The following is a 17,233-nucleotide window of genomic DNA, read 5'->3' on the forward strand; positions in this document are numbered from 1 at the left end:
AGGCAATCTATGTGAATTTTTGTGCCAAAAACAAAAGGAAGTGCCCCCTTCACAGTACACTTCCTCTAAATATTAATCTTTCTTCATTTTCTCTCTTACTTCATTCAACGTCTCTTCCACTTTTTTCAAAGCTGCCTGACGTTCACTTTCACTCATCTCTTTCACTTTATCACGATTCACAGTAATAAACTTTTGACCATGCTTTAACAAACTCGCGACACTATCCAATGTCGTATTCACAAAACCTTCTACCGTCTCTTCAAAATCACGCGTCGTCTTTTCAGAACGATCACTTTTATCTTTCGTTGTGGCATGTGCTACTTTGTCTTCCGTTGTCATCGCGTCCAATAATGTCGTTGCTTCTTCTACAGAAATCTTGCCATCTTTCAGTAATTCCAGTACTTTGACTTTAGCTTCTTCCATGGCTTAGCCCTCCATTCGTTCCTTATCACGCGCTAATACAGTTTTAAGATAACGACCCGTATAAGATTCTGGGATAGCAGCAATTTCTTCAGGTGTCCCTGTCGCAAGAATCGTACCGCCACCGTCACCACCTTCAGGACCTAAATCAATTAAGTTATCTGCTGTTTTAATGACATCTAAATTATGTTCGATGATCACAACGGTATCACCATTTTCAACGAGTCGATTGAGCACTTTTAACAATCGACTAATATCATCGACATGTAAGCCTGTTGTCGGTTCATCGAGAATATAAATTGAGCGTCCTGTTGCACGTTTGTGTAATTCTGAGGCGAGTTTAACACGTTGCGCTTCACCACCTGAAAGTGTCGTTGCAGGTTGCCCAAGCGTAATATAGCCTAATCCAACATCGACTAACGTTTGTAATTTGCGCTTGATTTTAGGAATGTTTTCAAAAAATTGAGTTGCGTCTTCTACAGTCATTTCTAATACGTCAGCAATATTTTTTCCTTTATAAGTGACTTCCAACGTCTCACGATTGTAACGTTTGCCATGACATACTTCACAAGGCACATACACATCAGGTAGAAAATGCATCTCTATTTTTATAATACCATCACCTTTACACGCTTCACAACGGCCACCTTTAACGTTAAAACTAAAACGCCCTTTTTGATAACCACGTACTTTTGCTTCGTTCGTTGAGGCAAAGACGTCTCGTATATCATCAAATACGCCTGTATATGTGGCTGGGTTAGAACGTGGTGTTCTTCCTATAGGCGACTGATCGATATCAATAATTTTATCGATTTGATCCATGCCTGTCATTTCGTCATGTTCACCAGGTTTGACTTTTGATTTATTAATCGCCTTAGCTAATGATTTGTACAACACTTCATTCACGAGCGAACTTTTTCCTGAACCTGATACCCCTGTCACAACATTCATGACAGAAAGTGGAAAATCAACGTCGACATTTTTGAGGTTATTACTACGCGCACCTTTGACTGAAATTTTACGGTCAGTCACTGGACGACGATGTTCCGGAACGGGAATGAACTTTTTGCCACTTAAATATTGACCTGTGAGTGATTTTGAGTTACGCATCACTTGTTTCGGCGTACCACTCGCAACGACTTCACCACCATGCTCACCCGCACCTGGACCAATATCAACAAGGTAGTCTGCCGCAATCATCGTGTCTTCGTCGTGTTCAACTACAATTAATGTGTTCCCGAGATCGCGCATTTCTTGTAATGTATGAATCAAACGATCGTTGTCACGTTGATGTAAGCCAATAGAAGGCTCATCTAGCACGTACAAGACACCTGACAAACGAGAACCAATTTGTGTTGCTAGTCGAATACGTTGCGCCTCCCCACCTGACAATGTGCCAGATGAACGGTTCAGCGTTAAATAATCGAGTCCAACGTTATTTAAAAAGGCTAACCGCGACGTAATCTCTTTTAAAATTAAATGGGCAATTTGTGCATCTTGTTCAGATAGCTCGATGTTTTCATAATATATCAAAGCTTCTTTAATGGATTGTTCTACCACTTCGCCGATATTTTTACCTGCTACATAAACCGACAACGCTTCACGACTCAATCGTTGGCCATGACACGTTTCACACACTTGTTCCCCCATATATTTTTGCATCATTTCACGTACATATTCTGAAGGTGACTCATGATAACGACGCTCAATATTCGGGACTACCCCTTCAAACGGCATCGTACGTTTACGCTCTTGACCGAATTTCGACTTGAATGTAAACTCAATTTCTTTGTCCCCTGAACCATATAAAATGATATTTCTTTGGCGTTCAGTTAATTTTTTAAATGGTTTATCCATATTGATTTTATACACTTCACACACACGTTTTAACATCGATGGATAAAAGTCCGAACTTGTCGGCTCCCACGGTAAAATCGCGCCTTCATTCAGTGTTTTATCTTTATCTGGAACGACTAAATCTAAGTCTACAGTTAGCTTTTGACCTAAACCATCACACGTTGGACACGCGCCAAATGGACTGTTAAAACTGAACATTCTCGGCTCTAACTCACCGACTGAAAAGCCACAAATTGGACATGCATGCTTTTCTGAAAACTCCAGCTTATCTCCATCAATAATGTCCACAACGAGTCGACCGTCTGCTAATTCAAGTACGGTCTCGATGGAATCTGCTAAACGTGTTTCAATACCCGGTTTCACAACTAAACGGTCCACCACAATTTCAATCGTATGGTTTTTATTTTTATCAAGTTCTGGCACTTGTGTCACGTCCATAATTTCACCGTCAACACGCACACGTACATAACCTTTTTTACTGATGTCCGTTAATAATTTTTCATGCGTCCCTTTACGATGGTTCACAACAGGTGCTAACAGTTGGATTTTCGTACGTTCTTCCAATTCCATAATACGATCGACCATTTGTTGTACAGTTTGTGATTCGATTTCGATACCATGATTGGGACAAAAAGGCTTTCCGATACGCGCATAAAGGAGACGAATGTAATCATAAATTTCCGTTACAGTCGCCACCGTTGAACGCGGGTTTTTACTCGTTGTCTTTTGATCAATCGATATCGCTGGAGACAGACCTTCGATAGTATCTACGTCTGGTTTATCCATTTGCCCTAAAAACTGACGAGCATATGCGCTTAAAGACTCCACATATCGACGTTGCCCTTCAGCATAAATCGTGTCAAATGCAAGCGAAGACTTTCCTGATCCCGACAGTCCTGTCATGACAATTAACTGATTTTTTGGCAATTCGATATCAACATTTTTTAAATTGTGGGCACGGGCCCCTTTCACTACGATTGATGGTTCTTTCATGCATTTCACCCTTTTGATTTTAGTTCAAATAATAAATCTCTTAATTCGGTTGCTCTTTCAAAATCTAATGCTTTTGCGGCTTCTTTCATTTCTTTTTCAACATTTTCAATCGTTTTTTCACGTTCTTTTTTCGTCATTTTCTTCGGTACTTCTTTACGTTGATCTTCATTTGTTTCATCCGTTTCGACCGTTGCACTAATGACATCATGAATCTCTTTATTAATTGTTTTCGGTACAATGCCATGTTTTTCATTGTATGCGATTTGAATTTCACGACGTCGTTCCGTTTCATCAATCGCGACTTTCATGGAATCCGTTATTCGATCTGCATACATGATGACATGCCCTTTATCATTACGCGCTGCACGGCCCATCGTTTGGATTAACGAACGCTCAGAACGTAAGAAACCTTCTTTATCCGCATCCAAAATCACCACTAATGATACTTCTGGAATATCAAGTCCCTCTCGAAGCAAGTTAATACCGATGAGCACATCAAATGTTCCCATACGTAAATCTCGAATAATTTCAATCCGTTCTAACGTTTTAATTTCAGAGTGCAAGTAATTGACCTTTACACCGGCTTCTTTTAAATAAGTCGTTAAATCCTCACTCATTTTTTTCGTTAACGTTGTGATCAGTACACGTTCGCCTTGTTCTGTTCGTTCTTGGATTTCACTGAGCAAGTCGTCGATCTGATTTTTCGTAGGGCGGACTTCGATTTTCGGATCTAACAAGCCAGTTGGTCGAATGATTTGTTCAATCATTTCATCTGTATGTTCGATTTCATATGGGCCTGGTGTCGCCGATACATAAACGAGTTGTTTCGCTTTTTGTTCGAACTCTTCAAACTTCAATGGTCTGTTGTCTAAAGCACTCGGAAGACGGAAACCATGCTCAACTAACACTTTTTTACGTGCTTGGTCACCGTTGTACATACCACGAATCTGAGGTAACGTTACATGCGACTCATCAATCATAATCAGCCAATCATCACCAAAATAATCTAACAAAGTGTACGGTGTAGAGCCAAGTGGTCGTAACGTAAGATGAACCGAATAGTTTTCAATCCCCGACGTAAAGCCCATTTCGCGCATCATCTCTAAATCATAATTCGTTCGTTGTTCTAAACGTTGCGCCTCGAGTAATTTATTTTCACTTCTTAAATATGCCAGTTGTTCTTCTAATTCTTTTTCAATACGCTCAATCGCAATCTTCATTTTTTCTTCACGGGTTACGAAGTGAGAAGCTGGGAAAAGCGCAAAGTGTTCACGTTCTTTTAATACTTCACCCGTTAAATAATTAATTTCGCTAATACGGTCGACTTCATCACCAAAAAATTCCACACGAATACATAACTCTTCACGTGAAGCTGGGAAAATCTCAACGACATCGCCGCGTACTCTAAATGTTCCGCGTCTAAAGTCAATGTCGTTTCGTGTATATTGTACGTCAACGAGCTTTCGCAACAACTCGCTTCTATCCATTTCCATCCCTACACGAATGCTCACAACTAAGTCACGGTATTCGTCTGGATTACCTAAACCGTAAATACAACTTACACTGGCGATAATAATGACATCATCTCGTTCAAACAGCGCACTCGTTGCTGAATGTCGGAGTTGGTCTATTTCATCGTTAATTGACGCATCTTTTTCAATAAACGTATCGGTAGACGGAACATACGCTTCTGGTTGGTAATAATCGTAGTAACTCACAAAATATTCCACTCTATTTTCAGGGAAGAAGGTTTTGAATTCACTGTACAATTGCCCTGCCAACGTTTTGTTATGCGCAATAATCAGCGTCGGTTTGCCCACTTCTTTAATGACATTACTCATCGTAAATGTTTTACCCGTACCTGTTGCACCGAGTAATGTTTGGTGACGCTTGCCTTCTTCTATCCCTTTTACCAGTGCTTTGATTGCTTGGGGTTGGTCCCCTTGTGGTTCGAAATTTGAAGCAATTTTAAAGTCATGATGCTCCATTCACTGTCCGCCTCCTATCTGCTTAATACTCATATTTTAACAGAACACAACGACAAAATACAAACATTTGTTCGTAATCCAACACAAAGAGGAGTGCTTCTGATTACATTCAAACTGTGTCAGATTCACTCCTGATGCCGCTATAATTACGAGGACATTTGCACAACAATCACATACCGCCTTCTTTATCATGCTCGATATGATGAATTTTGAGTTCTTCTACAATAATATACCCTGCTAACAATGATACAACGTCAAGGAAAATAATCCATTCATTATGGAAAAAACCTTTATAAACTGATGCACCGATCACGACTAATGTAATGAGCGTTCCCATCCATTTACTTCTCGTTATCGCGCTGAAAACAACCACAAGGACACAAGGAAAAAAAGCGGCCAATAGATACCAAATCAACCCTATCACATCTTTCTTTTATTTAGGATTTGCATCGTCATTTCTTTTAATTCAGTGCGTGGTATAAATCTTTCAGTTAACATTTCTGGAATAATATTTTCAATAAAATCCTGTACGGAAGCCAGATGATCAAATTGCATAATCGTTTCAAGACTCATCTCATAAATTTCAAAAAATAGAGGTTCAGGATTACGTTTTTGTATTTCACCAAATGTTTCATACAATAAATCAATTTTATCTGCGACTGATAGAATTTGTCCTTCTAACGAGTCATCTTTACCTTCTTGTAAGCGACGGCGGTAAATATCTTGATACTGTTCTGGAATTTCTTCTTTAATGAATGTATCAACCATTTCCTCTTCCACTTGTGAGAACAGTTTTTTCAATTCACCACTTGCATACTTCACAGGCGTTTTAATATCTCCTGTAAATACTTCGGCAAAGTCGTGGTTGAGCGCCTTTTCATATAAACTTTTCCAATCCACTGTCTTGCCATGATGCTCTTCAACCGTACCTAAATACTGGGCAATTTTTGTAACTTTGAAAGAGTGCGCGGCTACATTATGCTCGAAGTATTTAAATTTCCCGGGTAATCGAATGAGCTTTTCTAAGTCTGATAACCTTTTAAAATATTGATGAATTCCCATAATCAACCTCCTCCTGTCATGTTTACATTTGATGTCCATTTGTTGATTATATTAACACATTTATATTGTTTATATCACTTGTTTCTCTATCTTTTGAAAAAATGCTTGTACGTGCACATACTAAACATCAAACGTCTTCATCATCCATATAATTCAGGGGCTTGAACAATTGAATGCCCTAGCCCCTAGTTTGAGATACGTTTCATCTTATTGCATTTGATGTCTTAAATACGCTTCGATAAACGGACCAATCTCACCGTCCATGACTGCGTTGACGTTGCCCGTTTCCTCGTTTGTACGGTGATCTTTCACCATTGAATAAGGATGGAACACGTAAGAACGAATTTGACTGCCCCAACCAATTTCTTTTTGTTCACCACGAATCGCAGCGAGCTCTTGTTCTTTTTGCTCTAGCTCGAGTTGATAAAGTTTTGCTTTCAACATTTTCATGGCTGCTTCTCGGTTTTTAATTTGTGAACGTTCATTTTGGTTATTCACAACAATACCTGTCGGATGGTGCGTAATACGGATGGCTGATTCAGTTTTGTTAATATGCTGACCCCCTGCACCCGAAGCACGGAAAGTATCCACAGTAATATCGTCTGGGTTGATTTCAACTTCGATTTTTTCGTTGTTAAATTCAGGAATGACATCGCATGACGCAAATGACGTATGGCGACGACCTGAAGAATCAAACGGCGAAATACGAACGAGACGGTGCACACCTTTTTCTGCTTTTAAATAGCCATAAGCATTGTGTCCTTTGACGAGCATCGTAACACTCTTCACACCCGCTTCATCGCCTGCTTGGTAATCCACAATTTCTACTTTAAATCCTTGCTGTTCGCAATAACGTTGGTACATGCGTAACAACATATTTGTCCAGTCTTGAGATTCTGTACCACCCGCACCAGGATGTAGCTCGAGAATGGCATTGTTTGCATCATGCTCGCCATCCAGCAAGAGTTGCAATTCGAATTGATCCACTTTCGTTTGGAATCCAATGACTTCTTGTTCTAAATCATCTTTCATTTCGTCATCATATTCTTCTTGTAGCAATTCATACGTCGCCACCATCTCTTCAAGCGTTTCAGCAACTTCATAGTAATTGTTTACAACGGATTTAATCGCATTGTTTTGATCGATAATCGTTTGCGCACGCTCTTGATTATCCCAAAACTGTGGGTCCGCCATCATCTCTTCGTATTCTTGGATGTTCGTCTCTTTGTTTTCTAAGTCAAAGAGACCCCCTAAGTTGTTCTAATTTTGCGCTATAACTATCCATATTGCGTTTAAGTTCGGACAATTCCATCATGTATCGCTCCTTTTAAATATTCAACTATTGTCACCACTATTTGCCATGACAATTTTTATATTTTTTGCCGCTTCCACATGGACATGGTTCATTACGTCCGACCTCATGTTCTTTTACAATAGGTTGTGGTTTAACTTTTTCTTTGCCATCTTCAGCTGAAACGTGTTTACCTTCTAACTCTTTCGTTTTCTCACGTTCAACATCTTCTTCTACCGTGATGACAGATTTCAGAATATATTTGCTGACATCTTCTTCAATACTTTGCATCATCATATCGAACAATTGATGTCCTTCGTTTTGATAGTCACGCAATGGATTTTGTTGACCATACGAACGTAAATGAATCCCTTGACGGAGTTGGTCCATTGTATCAATATGTGATGTCCAATGATTGTCGATTGAACGCAATAATATCATACGTTCAAACTCCGGCATACGCTCGCCAAGTTGATCTTTTTGACGATTATATGCAGCTTCAATTTTCGCCCAAATGACTTCAAACATATCTTCTCTATCTTTGCCATTAATTTCACTTTCTGTTAAGTCACCTTCATGTAAAAAGATGTCTTGAACATAGTGAATGAGTGGCTCGTAGTCCATCTTTTCTTCGTCTTCATTCACGTAATGTAGCAATGCGCGGTCTAATGTGGAATGCATCATTTGCATCACTAGGTCGGTACTTTGATCTTGGTCAATGATTTGATTACGTTCTTCATACATGATTTCACGCTGTTTACGTAAAACTTCATCATATTCCAAAATACGTTTACGCGCATCAAAGTTGTTACCTTCTACACGTTTTTGTGCAGACTCTACAGCACGTGATACCATTTTAGATTCAATCGGCGTAGAATCATCCATGCCTAGACGACTCATCATCGCCTGCATACGTTCCGAACCAAAGCGCACCATCAAATCATCTTGTAATGATAAATAGAAACGACTGTCCCCTTTATCACCTTGACGACCTGAACGACCACGCAACTGATCATCAATACGGCGTGATTCATGACGTTCCGTACCAATGACGGCTAGACCACCTAGCTCTTCAACACCTTCACCTAGTTTAATGTCTGTCCCACGTCCGGCCATGTTTGTCGCAATCGTTACAGCGCCTCTTTGCCCTGCACCTGAAACAATTTCCGCTTCTCTTTCATGGTTTTTCGCATTAAGCACACTATGACGAATACCGCGTTTTTTCAATAAATTCGAGATATATTCCGATGTTTCTACTGCGACAGTACCTAATAATACAGGCTGACCTTTGCGATGTTTTTCAATCACTTCTTCAACAACCGCATCAAATTTACCTTTTTGACTCACATAAATTAAGTCTGAACGGTCGACACGTTGGACAGGTCGGTTCGTTGGAATTTGAGTTACAGTCATGTTGTAAATATTACGGAACTCTTCTTCCTCTGTTTTAGCTGTACCTGTCATACCCGCTAACTTGTTGTACATTCTGAAATAGTTTTGGAAGGTAATCGACGCCATTGTCTTAGATTCGTTTTGAATTTGTACATTTTCTTTCGCTTCAATCGCTTGGTGTAAACCTTCTGAGAAACGACGTCCTGGCATTGTACGACCTGTAAATTGGTCAACGATCAGAATTTCGCCACCGGTTACCATGTAATCTACGTCACGCTGCATTGTATAATGCGCACGTAAAGCAAGGTTAATATGGTGAATCACATCTACATGTTTCACATCGTATAAGTTTTCAATTTTAAACATGCGTTCTGCCTTGTCGATACCTTGTTCCGTCAACTGAATGCTTTTCGTTTGGACATCATAGTTATAATCTTCTTCAGCTTTAAGCATTTTTGAAAATACATTCGCTTGTGTATATAAAGATGTAGATTTCTCCGCTTCACCTGAAATAATTAACGGCGTACGGGCTTCATCGATTAAAATTGAGTCGACCTCATCAATAATCGCAAAATGCAATGGTCGCATCACACGGTCTTCTTTGTAATTCACCATGTTGTCACGTAAATAGTCAAAGCCAAGTTCATTATTTGTACTGTACGTGATATCTTTACTATAAGCTTCACGTTTTTCTACTGTACTTAAACTATTGAGATTCAAGCCGACTGACAGACCTAAGAAATTGTACAGTTCTGCCATTTCCTCACTTTGAACACTAGATAAATATTCGTTTACCGTAATGACATGCACACCGCGACCAGTTAATGCATTTAAATAGGTTGGCATCGTTGCAGTTAATGTTTTACCTTCACCGGTTCTCATCTCTGCAATATCACCTTTATGAATGGCGATCCCACCCATGATTTGTACTTTATATGGTGTCATATTGAACACACGTTTAGAAGCTTCACGTACAAGTGCGAAGGCTTCCGGTAAAATATCATCTAATTTATTATTCTGTTTTTTAATGTCTTCTATTTGTTGAAGTTCTTCTTGGAAAGCTTTCGTCTTCGCTCTCATTTCTTCATCAGTTAGCAATGCAATATCTTCTTCTAATGCGATGACTTTATCTGCTAACTTACTTAAACGTTTGACTTCTCGTTTATTACCGTCAATCATTTTAGTTATCAAACCCATTTTGTTCGCTCCTTTAGCCATAAAACTGTGCCGCTTACAACTATCCATCATATCATTTTTCGGTATAAATTTATACTCAAACCACTTATATATATACGTATCATTTAACAATTTTATTATAATACCTCATACCGTCAAATAACAATGCATGATGTTTCTTTATGATATTCGAATCAACTTCCTACTATGAAAGACGTTCGACGTATAAACCAAATATAAAACTTGTAGTCAGACTTTTGAACCATACGGCACACAAACATTTCCCATTTGATAAAAGAAGGGACAAGCTTTAAATCTAATGCATCTGATTAGATTTATACACTTGCCCCACCCTTTTTTGTACGACTCATCACGCGTTCAATCAAGATTTTTTAGTTATCGAGTTGTGCCACGCAATGAACGTCATCTCTTTATCATGATTAGAGATTATTCAGTTTCAATCAAACCGTATTTACCATCTTTACGACGATAAACAATGCTTGTGCCATCTGTTTCACGATCATTAAACACGAAGAAGTCATGTCCTAATAAATTCATTTGTAGTACAGCTTCTTCTGAGTCCATTGGTTTTAAGCTGAATGTTTTAGAACGAATGATTTCGATATCAGACGCTGTTGCTTCTTGTTCCACTTCTGGTTCAGTCGCTTCAACTTCTGTAAATACATCCTCTTCATAACCACGGTCTCTGTTTTTACGATTAACGCGTGTTTTATACTTACGAACTTGACGTTCAAGTTTATTATTAATTAAATCGATACCTGCATATAAATCATCGTGTCGTTCCTCTGCACGAAGCGTTACATTTTTCAATGGAATTGTCACTTCGATTTTAGTACTTGAATTTTGATATGTTTTCACTTTCACATGCGCTGTTGCATTTGGCACATTAGTGAAATAGCGTTCTAACTTACCAATTTTCTCCTCAATATAATTTCTAATAGCATCTGTGATTGTGAGGTTGTCTCCATGAATTTCAAAGTTAATCATAGTGCTCGCTCCTTTCAACCTCTTTTTATAATATATTCCTTACTTATATTTTAACATGTTTACGCTATCTCGCAAACGTTAACATACTTAATTTTCTGACTTTTTGTTGTAATAATACATTTCCAGCACAGTGGGCAGTGTGACCAGTCGTGTAAATATCATCAATAAGGAGAATACTTTTGTTTTCCAGAGAAATATCACTATCGAAGTAAATGGGATTATCGACTGCATAACGTTCTGAACGTGATAACGCAAATTGTTTCGAGCGAGGACGCATTTTTAAACATGCGACATAAGGTAATTCCAGATGATGCAGTATCGTTTGAACTGGATTAAAAGTGCGTTGTAAATCGTGGTCTTGACTGGATGGCATCGGTACAATCAGTTCATCTTTCACACGTTTTATCCGTATGTAATGTGCAAAAACTTTCGCAAGTGCGACGTCGTTTAAAAATTTATACTGATGTATCAATGTTTTCACAAAATGATCATAATGAAAAAGTGATTCAATGTGTTCAAATTGTACACCCATAGCGGTGAGGTTCCGACAATTGTGGCATTCCCCTGAAAGATCTAATTTGCCTTTACAATATGCACATCGATTCTCCTCATCAAAACGACAATTCTCGATTAATTCATGACATTTCGGGCAGAGAGGATCCGTTCTAGAAAAGAGGTTCGCCATTAAAATCGCATCATGCATCGTATTCATACAAAAAAGACAGCGTTTCATTTAATCCATCCTCGTTTCTTTGCGAGTTGATTCATTTCAGCAATTTGACGACGGGCATCATACATCGCCTTTGTGCGTCCTTCATGCAAAAACAACACGTCACCATCTGGACAAACAGCTTTACGTCCTACACGTCCAGCGATTTGTATTAAGGCTGTTGAAGTATAGCGGTGACTATCCACCACCCATACATCTAAATAAGGCATCGTGAATCCTCTTTCCAATATTGTTGTCGTTAACATGATGTCGTATAGACCGTTGCGTAAAGCCTCTACTTTATGTAACCGTTCAGGGTCTTCACTGTAAACCAATCCTAGACGTTCCATTAAAGGCGCATACGTTTCAAAAAATCGCTTCATTTCACGTATGTCACTGAAAAAAATTAACGTTGTCCGTTGCTGTTCTTGTTGGGCTTTCATGCGTGTGAATAAATAAAACTGCACTTTGTTCACTCGAAGCTTAAAATATTTAAATGTAGGAATCACTAGAGGATGCTGATGAAATCTAGCAGGTAAAGTAATCGTATGTGCATCATCAAATTGCGTTTTTAAATGCGGCGGCGGGGTGGCTGTCATATAAATGAGTGCTTTTTCCATTCTTGCTGCATTTTCAATCGTTTGCATTAAAGAGGGATCCATTGCGAGTGGGAAAGCATCGACTTCATCAATAAATATAACGTGAAAATGCCGCTTGAATCGATACAGTTGGTGTACTGTCGAAATGACAAAATGTGCTTCATGCTGCTGCTGACTTGCTTGATGTAATATATCAATCGCTTCATTTAAAAATGTTTGCTTAATCCGCATACTCACTTCAATGACCACATCTAGCCGTGGTGAAACGACCGCGACATTGTATCCTTGACGACGTGCTTGAGCAATGGCTTCAAACATCATCTCGGTCTTACCTGCACCTGTCACGGCATGAAGTAATAATGATTCATGACGCAGCACAGCTTGAACAATGTGATCAGAGGCATATTGCTGTTGTGCCGACAGTTGAAAGGGTAACTGATACGCCGCTTCCGAACGACAAGTGACACTTCTCAATGTAAAAACAGCTGTCACACTATCCATCCGTCCCATTTGAATGCAGTGACGACAATAGGTGATTGTTTCATTCAGCACATCACTTTCATATTGATAAAAGTGGTGTCGTTCCTCAGTTGCACATCGTGTACATCGCCATCCATTTGATCTACGTGTCACCCCCTTGTCTACTTGAATAATTTGATTGTCATCGTATAACGTCGCGTCTGTTACGAGTTGGCCATTAAAATACATTTTGAAGCTCCTTTCAATAACATACACGTCCCAACGCCTCATTTTACTTTTTTAATTGGAAAAATTTTTTCTGACCGTACCTACTTTTAATACGACATCTCTTCAAAATAAAAACAGCCCCCTACCTAGGAAGCTGCTTTAAACGCATTTGATTGTTAACGTTCAGCATTGATTGAATCAGGAACATCGATATGACGGTTGACGACGCCGATACCAAATCCACCTAATCCTAAATGCGATGTAATAACGGGACCCAGTTCTGAAAAGACAATATTTTTATTCGGATACTTTTCTTTGAGATCTTTGTAAACGCCTTGAGACTCTTCTCTATCATCGCCACCAATGACCATAATCGTCGACTGTTCATATTCGTTCGATAATTCAACCGCTTTATCTTCAATTAACTTTAGCGCTCTTTTTTTCGTACGCACTTTTTCGTAAGGGACAATCAAACCATCTTCAAATGTCAGTACAGGTTTCATCTTCAATAAATTTCCAATCCACGCTTGGGCACCTGTAATACGGCCACTTTTATGCAAGTTCTTCAAGTCATCTACAACTAAAAATGCCCCTACATGTTGAACCATATCGTCTAGGTCTGCCAATATTGCCTCGACATCTAATCCTTGTTCAATCAAGTCTAAAGCACGCAATACAAGGGAGCCTTCAGGTAAACATGCTATTTTGGAATCGACTGGATGTACACGAATCCCCTCGACCATTGTTGAAGCTTGCATCGCCGTTTGATATGCCCCACTGATGCCACTTGAAAGATGCACAACAATAACATCCGTGTAACCTTCATCTCTATACGCTTCGTACGCACTGATCATTTCACCAATGGCAGGTTGACTCGTTGTTGGGATAGATTCTGACGTTCTTAATATTTCATGAAATTCGTCCGCAAAGATTGAAATATTTTCTTTATAGTTTTCACCGCTTTCTAACGTAATACTTAACGGTACAATACGAATATTGTTTTTTTCTAATATATGTTGAGGGATATAGCTTGTTGAATCAGTCATGACAGCTATTTTCATGTTTTCTTCCTCCTCTAAAGCAAACACTTAATTTTAATCACGCATATGTGCAAAAACATTCATCATAGACGATACTGCTTTTTGTATGAATTGATCTCGACAGTTTATTATATAACAAATTTCATCATGGAATGCTATTTTTTCATGCTTTCTTTGTCATCACGACATTCTTTATTTCCACATATGCTACTATCATACTATATTTTGCAAAGTCATGTAGCATACTTTCACAATCTTTAACTTAAATCTAAATATAGTATAATGAGTTAAGCAATTATTACAATAAAGGGTGACCTGTATGACAGATTCAGTAATTACAATTAAAGATGAACACATTATAGAAAACGTCATTAGTAAATCTCGTTTCATTGCCCATATTAAACCGGTCCATGATGAAGATGAGGCAAAAGCATTTATTGAAGCGAAGAAAAAAGAACACCGTGAAGCAACGCATAACTGTTCGGCATATACGATTGGTGATACGATGCTCATTCAAAAAGCCCATGATGATGGCGAACCGAGCGGCACGGCGGGTGTTCCAATGTTAGAAATGTTAAAAAAGTTGGATGTCCATGATGTCGCTGTGGTAGTGACCCGCTATTTTGGTGGGATTAAACTTGGAACAGGCGGGCTCATACGTGCATATGGCGGTGCTGTACGTGATGTGATCCAAGATGTCGGCCGTGTCGCATTACGTCCGGCGATTCCTGTCCGTATTTCGATGGCTTATGATTTAACTGGAAAATTTGAATATGAACTCCAATCGACTACTTTTATGCTTCGCGACACCGCATATACAGACCAAGTGACGTACCACATCGATGTCCTTGAAGAAGAATATGAGGCATTCATACAATTTGCCAATCAACATACTCAAGGTAAATATACTTTAGAAACTGACCCAGTGATGCGCTTACCTTTTGACATTGATTAACTTTGTAACCTAGTCCAACATTTCCTTTCTTGTACTTTCCATATGCATCCAAGGCTACATACCGTATGAAAACAAGCATGATTCGCTACTTTCAACCGTGTAAAAACTTGGGGATGGGACATAAAAATTTTTGATGCTATTGATGCAATATTTTTGTTAAACTTGCCCTCCCTATGATTAGTGGCTTTAGATTGCCTTCATGGCTTCGCGTTCTTACTGTTTTGCAAGTGTTTTTTTAGTATTTTGGCATCACTGAACTACACCTAGCTAATTTTAAAAATTTTTTCTAGGTGTTATACTGAATGTGTAGGAAAATTTTGAGTTATTTAGTCATAACGAGTATGACTAGTGTAGAATTTTCCTGTGTATATAACTCAAGATGTGCATAGTGCTTGGCTAATGGAAGTGGTTATCCTAGGAAGGCTTTATTGAGTTATCCTTTAAATGCCTTGTAGCACGTTCAAAGTCATATCTTGAGTTTGTAGTGTTTAAGTAATGCATAACTTTAATGAGCTTGTTCACACAAGCAATCATGGCCACTTTATGATGTTTATTGTAAGGTGGCTCTTTTAATTTATAGTAATAATCGCAAATATGATTCTGCTGACGGTGTTGATTCATAATAAAAAGCTCAACCATTTGATAGAGAATTTTTCGTGCTACACTACTGCCACGCCGATTAATACGGTCTTTTTTATAAACCGTTCCTGATTCATATCTGACGATATCGATACCAACAAACGCATTGAGTTGCTTATTCGTCTCAAAGCGATCAATATTCCCTAATTCCCCTGTGAGTAAAGCCGCATTTTGTTCTCCAACACCATTGATACTTAATAAGACGTGATATAATTTTTGATCAGCACATAATTTTTTGAGTTTAGCGACATAATTCTTTTTTCTACCAATGAGTCGAATTAAATCTTCAGTAATATCTTTGATTTCTTCGACAAGTGGGTGCTCTTCGTGGACGGTAATATATGTGTTTTGAGCCCATTCAACAAGCTTGATAGTCAGATTTTCAAGATGTGTCTTTTGGCAGTTATTGTGCTGCTTAATGAGCTTTTTGAGTTGTTGTTTAGTCAAATTTAAGACGAATTGAGGATGTGCAAATAAATTGATAAGCCTTAAGTTAGGAATATTATAGTTGTGCTTCACTAAGTCTTGAAGTGACGGGAATACTTGAGATAGCCTCTCTTTAAGTCTCGTTTTTAATTTAGTTAAATCGTCCTCAATACGCATGATTAAACGTGTGTAACTCTTTCTCTCAATATCTTCATCTGAAGTGTGATGAATAATGTATTTTTCATCTAGTGTAAAGCCTAAATGAGCGAGTTTATGTGCATCCACCTTATCTGTCTTATATCTTCTTAATGACTTCATCTTAAAGTGTGCTTCTAAGGGGTTTATACAAATATGTTTAATATTATGATTGATACAAAATTGACGAATAATTGTTGAATAAACACCTGTTGCTTCGAATATCAATAACTTATCTTCAAAACATTTTAAATATGTGTAGAACTGAAGTAAGTTCTTTGAATCATAGAATAAGTCCAATTCTTTAACGAATGTTTCATCTTCATAATGGGCCACAAATGCCGATGCTTTACTGATATCAATACCAAAAATATGCATAAAATGCCTCCTTAATTAAGTCTTGAGATAAGCAAACCTTCACCCTTAATCCTTAATCACTTTATTTTCTTACACGACTTCTAGAGCCTACATATTGAAACAAAATTCATAAGGGAGTGAAGCCAATCAGTTTCCTAACGAATTTTAAATCCACGCGAAGCTCGATTTAACTTCTCTCAACTACCTATTATAAAAAATAAGTAGTGAAGAAACTATCGTCATAATTTCTTCACTACTATCTTAATATGTTTCCTAGGGGCTGAGGGGAGGTTGTGACAAAAGCGCTTAGGATTTGAGCAGAACCCCGAGCGATGAGCAAAATTGATTTCCAAATTTTGCCGAAATCGCGGGAGTTCTGTCGAAAATCCTGCTTTTGGAACACCGTTTATTGATTCCCAGCGCACCCATTCATTGTGGA

13 protein-coding genes are annotated in these 17,233 nt (G+C 38.5%); 1 reads left to right on the forward strand and 12 read right to left on the reverse strand.

Translation table 11 applies throughout. The features are described 5' to 3' along the window. Positions 1 to 72 precede the first annotated feature (72 nt). The 11 genes from EL101_RS10690 to fakB1 form a co-directional block, all read right to left on the reverse strand. A complete protein-coding gene (locus EL101_RS10690) occupies positions 73 to 423 on the reverse strand; it encodes an SHOCT-like domain-containing protein (protein WP_096596463.1) in 351 nt (116 codons plus the stop codon). A gap of 3 nt (positions 424 to 426) precedes the next feature. Continuing rightward, complete coding sequence (uvrA, locus tag EL101_RS10695) at positions 427 to 3,270, reverse strand: excinuclease ABC subunit UvrA (RefSeq protein WP_096596462.1); 2,844 nt, start codon at positions 3,268 to 3,270, stop codon at positions 427 to 429. A gap of 5 nt (positions 3,271 to 3,275) precedes the next feature. Beyond that, on the reverse strand, positions 3,276 to 5,258 hold the full coding sequence (gene uvrB / locus EL101_RS10700; RefSeq protein ID WP_096542283.1) for an excinuclease ABC subunit UvrB: 1,983 nt from the start codon (positions 5,256 to 5,258) through the stop codon (positions 3,276 to 3,278). Positions 5,259 to 5,427: 169 nt separating this feature from the next. Beyond that, positions 5,428 to 5,673 carry a CsbA family protein gene (locus EL101_RS10705; protein ID WP_026067036.1) on the reverse strand — a complete coding sequence of 82 codons (246 nt, stop codon included), beginning with the start codon at positions 5,671 to 5,673 and terminating at the stop codon, positions 5,428 to 5,430. A gap of 5 nt (positions 5,674 to 5,678) precedes the next feature. Continuing rightward, positions 5,679 to 6,320 (reverse strand): YfbR-like 5'-deoxynucleotidase, encoded by a 642-nt coding sequence (locus EL101_RS10710; protein WP_014614503.1) that lies wholly within the window; start codon positions 6,318 to 6,320, stop codon positions 5,679 to 5,681. A gap of 207 nt (positions 6,321 to 6,527) precedes the next feature. After that, a protein-coding gene (gene prfB, locus EL101_RS10715) for a peptide chain release factor 2 (RefSeq protein ID WP_096542285.1) occupies positions 6,528 to 7,632 on the reverse strand; the annotation gives its coding sequence in 2 pieces (ribosomal slippage) (positions 6,528 to 7,559 and positions 7,561 to 7,632; 1,104 coding nt in all). Positions 7,633 to 7,671: 39 nt separating this feature from the next. Continuing rightward, the gene (gene secA, locus EL101_RS10720) at positions 7,672 to 10,200 is read right to left on the reverse strand and encodes a preprotein translocase subunit SecA (protein WP_096542287.1); all 2,529 of its coding nucleotides are present in this window, start codon (positions 10,198 to 10,200) and stop codon (positions 7,672 to 7,674) included. Between the two features lie 426 nt (positions 10,201 to 10,626). Further along, positions 10,627 to 11,187: a ribosome hibernation-promoting factor, HPF/YfiA family gene (gene hpf / locus EL101_RS10725; RefSeq protein ID WP_014614506.1), complete on the reverse strand. Its 561-nt coding sequence runs from the start codon at positions 11,185 to 11,187 to the stop codon at positions 10,627 to 10,629. Positions 11,188 to 11,251: 64 nt separating this feature from the next. Continuing rightward, positions 11,252 to 11,920: a ComF family protein gene (locus EL101_RS10730; RefSeq protein ID WP_096596461.1), complete on the reverse strand. Its 669-nt coding sequence runs from the start codon at positions 11,918 to 11,920 to the stop codon at positions 11,252 to 11,254. Then, the gene (locus EL101_RS10735) at positions 11,917 to 13,203 is read right to left on the reverse strand and encodes a DEAD/DEAH box helicase family protein (protein WP_096596460.1); all 1,287 of its coding nucleotides are present in this window, start codon (positions 13,201 to 13,203) and stop codon (positions 11,917 to 11,919) included. Before EL101_RS10735 ends, EL101_RS10730 begins: the two co-directional genes overlap by 4 nt. Positions 13,204 to 13,358: 155 nt before the next feature. After that, positions 13,359 to 14,243 (reverse strand): fatty acid kinase binding subunit FakB1, encoded by an 885-nt coding sequence (gene fakB1 / locus EL101_RS10740; RefSeq protein WP_096596459.1) that lies wholly within the window; start codon positions 14,241 to 14,243, stop codon positions 13,359 to 13,361. A gap of 298 nt (positions 14,244 to 14,541) precedes the next feature. On the opposite strand from fakB1, the gene EL101_RS10745 reads away from it, so the two are divergent. Beyond that, a complete protein-coding gene (locus EL101_RS10745; protein WP_096542295.1) occupies positions 14,542 to 15,177 on the forward strand; it encodes a YigZ family protein in 636 nt (211 codons plus the stop codon). Between the two features lie 414 nt (positions 15,178 to 15,591). Here the strand turns inward: EL101_RS10745 and EL101_RS10750 are convergent, their stop codons facing one another. Beyond that, a complete protein-coding gene (locus EL101_RS10750) occupies positions 15,592 to 16,815 on the reverse strand; it encodes an IS110 family RNA-guided transposase (RefSeq protein WP_096598797.1) in 1,224 nt (407 codons plus the stop codon). Positions 16,816 to 17,233 lie beyond the last annotated feature (418 nt).

The sequence above is a fragment of the Staphylococcus delphini genome (assembly GCF_900636325.1).
GTDB classification, from domain to species: Bacteria; Bacillota; Bacilli; order Staphylococcales; family Staphylococcaceae; genus Staphylococcus; species Staphylococcus delphini.